The sequence below is a fragment of the Acidocella sp. genome, from assembly GCF_036489515.1.
Taxonomy (GTDB): domain Bacteria; phylum Pseudomonadota; class Alphaproteobacteria; order Acetobacterales; family Acetobacteraceae; genus Acidocella.
In genome coordinates this window covers 1-5640 of record NZ_DASXFO010000055.1, presented here as the reverse complement: position 1 = coordinate 5640, position 5640 = coordinate 1, and the positions used below count along the sequence as shown (strand labels likewise).

The following is a 5640-nucleotide window of genomic DNA, read 5'->3' as shown; positions in this document are numbered from 1 at the left end:
GACGGCGTCAGCGACTTCGATCCGGCTAGCACCAGAGAGTACCATGTTCACGGCGACGCGTCGCAGTTCGGCCTGTGTCGATGCAGGGAGTTTGCGGAAATCACGATCGATGGGCATGCCTATGTGATAGCAGCCCACGTCCTATTATGATACCTATTTGCCCGTCCAGTTAGTAGATGAATTTCGGATACTTCAACCAAAAACGGTTGTCTTTCACGGGAGTAAAAGCCGCTGGGTCGTCCCGTCAATATTTGAAGAAAATGGTGTAGATTTCACGCCTATCGTCGAATGTTCCGACAGAAAAGGACCTGTCCTCTATCGTTCAGCCGTGTTGGAGACACATTTTCTGTTCCTACATCACCCGTCGCGGAATTGGCTCGGTCGCCAGTGGTCAGAGGTTGAAAGATGGATTGGATATATGCGTGAGCATCGGATTATTCCTGAATAAACTCAGTGTCCGTCGCGTTTGTCACGATTTGGGGGTTGACGCCGGTCTAATCGCCGATGACCGTTCAATGCCGGATTTTGTTGTAACAGCAGGATCTTTCAACCGCATTTGATGCGATCGCTCAGGCAATGAGCATCCCATCGACTTGAACCCAGCCCCGCAAGGGGCTGGGTTCTTTGCATTTGGAGCCCTATAACAATGAACACAGCAACCGAAACGCTCGGCGCGCTGCTGCAGCGCTATGCCGGCGACAATGACGAACCGCGCGACGTCCCGCGCGTCCGCTTCGATGAGGCTATGCAGAGCGGCGACGACCCGCTGCATATCCTTCCCTACCTGACCGGCCTAGGCATCGCGGTCCGGCGCATCGATGACCTGCTGCAGATCAACGACGACGAAACCGAGGAGGAAATCCACGCCTTCCGCGTCGCGGAGGGCATCGCCGTGGTCATGGCGAGCGACGGCAACTGGCTGCTGTTCGAGCCGGGTGCCGCATCATGATCGGCATCGACCCGCGCGAGATCGCGGAGACCCGCCACGCCACCGACGGGCGCTTTGTGATCTTCTCTTCCGCCGGCGCGCTGCCCGGCTGGCCCCTGCGGTCCGGGGCGTGGTGGCCGATACCGGGGGCGACGGCCACGGCCTGCTCGTCCGGCTCGACGGCATGGTGGCCTGCGACGGGTGGACCGTGCCGCACTGCCTTTGTGCCCCGATCCTGAAAGCCGAGGCGAGGGCATCACACCCGAGCAGCTGCTGATCATCCTGGACCAGATGCTGCTCGAATGGTCGGGCAGGGCGCCGTACCTCCGACGCGTCTGGACAATGCGCAAGGCGGTGAAGGAGGCCCTGGTGGCCGAGGTGGCGCGGGTCCAGGCCGCGCGCGCCAGATCGCCGGCAGCCGACCGAGTCTGACTGAGCGGCGAACAAACGCCAACGCAAACACCACCAGCATCGCAAGCGCCCGACGGGATTCGTCCCGTCGGGCGCGTTCGCACGTCATCAATTCCCGCATTCAGAAAAAGGAGCACAGGCCGATGGCCCGCACCACAATCACGCCCAGCGCCATGCGCGATCTCCCGGCGCTGGCACCCGGCGTCGCTAAAGCCCGCATCTTCGACAGCCGTCTGCGCGGCTTCATCGCCGAGCAGCGCCAGTCTGGCACGACGTTCTACCTTCGATACAAGGACGCGCGCGGGCGCAACCGCGAAATCAAGCTCGGCCGGCTCGGCGATCTGACCGTCGAGCAGGCGCGCAAGCGGGCGGAGCAGCTGAAAGCCTCGGTCAGCATGGGGGCCGATCCGCTGGCCGAACGAGACAAGAAACGCGCGGTGCCGCTGTTAGCGGAATTCGCTGCCCAGCGATTTCTTCCGCATGTTCAAGAGCATCTGCGCAGCGCCCACAACATCGACGCCTGCCTGCGCCTGCGCATCCTGCCGTTCCTGGGGCGCAAGGCGCTGGACGAGATCAACCAGGACGACGTCGCCACGCTGCGGCGCCGGCTGATCGACGAGGGGCTGTCGGCGTCCAGCATCAACCGCCACCTCGGCACAGTGCGGCGGATGTTCAACCTCGCCCAGAAATGGCAGCTTTTTGAGGGAAGAAACCCGGCGGCGGCGCCCGGGATGGTGCGCGAGGTCCACCGGGATAAGTATCTCACGGCGGACCAGACCCAGGCGCTGATGCGGGCGCTTGACCTGGAGCGGGACAAGGGGGCCGCGGCGGCGCTGGCCTTGCTCACCGTCACCGGTGCCAGGCGCAGCGAGATCATGCTGGCGACCTGGGACAACGTGGATCTCGATCGCGGCATGCTCACCGTGCCGAGGGCGAAAAACGGGCGCCCCCGGTACATCCCGCTGTCGCCGTTCGCGGTGGCGATCCTCGAGCGCCAGGCCACCCGCCAGCTGCCGGACAATCCGCACGTGTTTCCGAGCTGGAGGCGCTGCGGCAGGGCGATCGAGAGCGTGCGCGCGGCCTGGGGGCGGGCGAAGAAGGCGGGGGGATTGCCGGCCGACCTCCGCGTCCATGACCTGAGGCACTCGTTCGCCTCGGCACTGGCCAATGCCGGCACGCCGCTCAACGAGATCGGGACGGTCCTGGGTCATTCCCAGCTGTCCACAACCACCCGCTATGCGCACCACTCGCCGCAGCGTCTCATTGCCACGGCGACCGCGGCGTCCAACGCCTGGAACCTGCTGCCGGCGCCAACGGCGCCATCGGACCAGGCAGCCGGTTAGCCAGGCCGCGTTCAGGGGAGAAGGCGCGGCGCCTTCTCCCCTGAACCCACCACGATCATCGCAATGCATCACTTCAAATGAAGGGGAATTACGCCATGGCCACTAAGGCCGAAAAAATACATGCGCTCATCCATGCCGCCGCCGCTTCCTGCGCCGCCGTGGGCGGCGGGCTAGCCCAGGCACCCGGCGCCGATACCGCCGTGATCACGCCCATCCAGGTCGCCATGATCGTCGCCCTCGGCGCCGAACACGGCACGCCGATCAGCAAGACCGCGGCGGCCGAGCTGATCCTGCCGTTCTCCGCCGCGGCCGTCGGCCGAGGGTTAAGCCAGTGTCTGCTCGGCTGGGTGCCGGGGCTCGGCAATGTGGTCAACGCCATCACCGCCGCCGCCCTGACAGAGGCGATCGGTTGGGCGGCCGACGCCTATTTCGCCGAAGGAACCGCCGCCCTCGATCGACCCTAATAATCCAAACGCAACCGCCGGCCCTCGGCCAACACAAGGAGAGCAATCGTGGACATCGACAACGTAGAGATCATCATTACCGGCGGGGGACGGGGAGCAACCGCCAACGCCGCCGATCACGTCGCGCTGGCGCTTATGGGTGCTGGCGCCACCGTGGATTTCCCAGGCAGGCCGAGCCAGATGACGAGGCCGGGCCAGACGCTTCGCGGTGTCCACGCCGTGGTGCGGACGGCCGGGGGGGCGTAGGCCTGGTCGTGTCGCCTGGTTCCAGCTGGGGAGGGGGCAGCCTGCCGACAGCCGTCAAGGTTGCCATCGGCGTGGTGCTGTTGCTGGTGTTGTTCAGCGCTGAGGTCCGGCTGCATTTTGGCATTCGGCTGGACGCGATCATCACATTGCTTGCGATCTGGGGCTTTTGGCGCTGGTGCCGGCGGGGGCGAGGCGCGATAATTACTTAAGTGCGGGCCGAAATCGGGGGAGGCGACGCGCCTCTCCTTTTTTTGTGCCGTGGCAGCACCATGTTAATGGCCAAACAGGTTCGCCGCCTGCCGCCGAGGCGAACCTGAGGCGAGCGACTTCTCAGAGAGTGCGCGGTGTCTTTTTCCACGAGCGGTACTAGTCCGGGCCTTGGAATTGGAGGCTGACGATCTCTATGATTTCGATTGTTGACGACGATCAGTCGGTCCGCGAGGCGACGATGGACCTCTTCAGAGCGATGGGGTTCACTGCGGAGGAGTTCGCGTGCGCCCAGGACTTTCTCGCATCCGAACTGCGCAACAACACGTCCTGCTTGATTTCCGATATGCGGATGCCGGGGATGTCCGGGCTGGAGCTTCACAGCCGCTTGGTCGAGGCGGGCACGCCCATTCCAACCATTCTCATGACCGCCTTCCCGAATGACGGAGACAAGGCGAGCGCATTGCAGGCCGGTGTCGTTGGCTATCTGACCAAGCCCTTCAACGAGACCGAGCTGCTAGGGCTCATTCATTCGGTTCTCAAGCGCTTCTAAACGATCGCGCGCGTGGCGGGGACGCCGTGGTGCAGATGGCCGAGGGTGCGGGTCTGGCCGTGTTGCCTGGTTCCAGCCGGGGAGGGGGAAACCTGCCGGCGGCCGCGAAGCTTGTTATAGGCATGGTGCTGTTGCTGGTGCTGTGCAGCGCTGAGTCAGGCGCGAACGGAATTGATCATCAGGGGGAGGCGCCGGGGAGCGCCTCTCACCTGATCTATTTTTTTCTTCCGTTGGCGGGCGGATTTTCAGAAGACGGAAGAGGACGGGTGCGATGGGTCGTCCGGCCGCAATTTCCACACTCTGACATCGCCACGCCGCATCGTAAGTGGTAGACTTCTTCTTCAGCAGACTTCTTGCTCAAGCGTGGTCTGGCCAGCCGAACGGACGAAGGGGCGCGGCGGCCTTCTAGGTCCGAAGGCCGCGAGACCGATGGTGGAGTCCGGCAGTTGAGCACATCTAAGCGGTTCGGCGCAGACGGAGATCGCAACTTCCAGGTCTTGTGGGAGGACGGCGACCGCGTCTTCTGCCGTGCGTGGCGCCGGGATGCCGATGGCAGCCGGCGCGACGTGCTGGCGGTGCTTCCCGCCGCGGAGCATCCAACAGCGGCGACCCTGGAGCGCCTGGCGCACGAATTTGGATTGAAGGACGCGTTGGACGGAGCCTGGGCGACGCGACCATTAGAGCTCCTCCGTGACCGCGGCCAGACCATGCTGGTGCTGGAGGATCAGAGTGGTGAGCCGCTCGGCCGGTTGCTCGGCGCGCGGATGGAGGTTGGACGCTTCTTGCACGTCGCGATTGGCATAACGGATGCCCTGGGCAGGGTCCATCAGGCTGGGCTCGTCCACAAAGATGTCAAACCGGCCAATATCCTGGTGAACCGCGCCGGCGGAGAGGTTCGGCTCACTGGCTTCGGCATCGCCTCGCGTCTGCCGCGCGAGCGGCAGGCGCCCGAGCCGCCCGAGACCATCGCCGGCACGCTCGCCTATATGGCTCCGGAACAGACCGGACGGATGAACCGCTCGGTCGATTCGCGCAGCGATCTCTACGCGCTCGGCATCACGCTCTACCAGATGCTCACTGGCGCCCCGCCGTTTACCGCCGCCGACCCTATGGAATGGGTCCACTGCCATATCGCGAGAAAGCCGATACCGCCCGCCGAACGGTCGGAGGACGTTCCGAACGCCATCTCGGCGATCACCATGAAGCTGCTCGCGAAGACGGCCGAGGAACGCTACCAGACCGCTTCCGGCCTGGAGAACGACCTGCGGCACTGCCTGGCTGACTGGGACGCGCGTGGCCAAGTGGGTGACTTCCCGCTCGGCGCGCACGACGTGCCGGACCGGCTGTTGATCCCCGAGCAGCTGTACGGGAGAGCGCGTGAGGTAGAGATCTTGCTCGCCGCCTTCGATCGCATCGTCGTCGACAGCGGCGCGCCGGAGCTGGTGCTGGTCTCCGGATATTCCGGGATCGGCAAGTCCGCCGTCGTCA

The 5640-nt window shown here is 64.4% G+C and carries 8 protein-coding genes; all 8 read left to right on the top strand.

Going from position 1 to position 5640, the window contains the following annotated elements; translation table 11 throughout:
• The first annotated feature begins 646 nt into the window (after positions 1–646).
• A complete protein-coding gene (locus VGG47_RS08510) occupies positions 647–949 on the top strand; it encodes a hypothetical protein (RefSeq protein WP_331537443.1) in 303 nt (100 codons plus the stop codon).
• A gap of 180 nt (positions 950–1129) precedes the next feature.
• Entirely contained in the window at positions 1130–1360 is a 231-nt protein-coding gene (locus tag VGG47_RS08505) for a hypothetical protein (RefSeq protein WP_331537441.1), read from the top strand.
• A 122-nt stretch (positions 1361–1482) separates the two neighbouring features.
• Positions 1483–2682: a site-specific integrase gene (locus VGG47_RS08500; RefSeq protein WP_331537439.1), complete on the top strand. Its 1200-nt coding sequence runs from the start codon at positions 1483–1485 to the stop codon at positions 2680–2682.
• A gap of 95 nt (positions 2683–2777) precedes the next feature.
• A complete protein-coding gene (locus VGG47_RS08495) occupies positions 2778–3146 on the top strand; it encodes a hypothetical protein (protein ID WP_331537437.1) in 369 nt (122 codons plus the stop codon).
• Between the two features lie 48 nt (positions 3147–3194).
• On the top strand, positions 3195–3392 hold the full coding sequence (locus tag VGG47_RS08490) for a hypothetical protein (protein WP_331537435.1): 198 nt from the start codon (positions 3195–3197) through the stop codon (positions 3390–3392).
• Positions 3393–3400: 8 nt separating this feature from the next.
• Positions 3401–3601 (top strand): hypothetical protein, encoded by a 201-nt coding sequence (locus VGG47_RS08485; protein ID WP_331537433.1) that lies wholly within the window; start codon positions 3401–3403, stop codon positions 3599–3601.
• 194 nt (positions 3602–3795) lie between these two features.
• Positions 3796–4152, top strand: a complete 357-nt coding sequence (locus tag VGG47_RS08480; protein ID WP_331537431.1) for a response regulator transcription factor — start codon at positions 3796–3798, stop codon at positions 4150–4152.
• A 446-nt stretch (positions 4153–4598) separates the two neighbouring features.
• Positions 4599–5640, top strand: a 1042-nt coding sequence (locus VGG47_RS08475; protein ID WP_331537429.1) for a serine/threonine protein kinase, incomplete at its 3' end; no start/stop codon positions are given.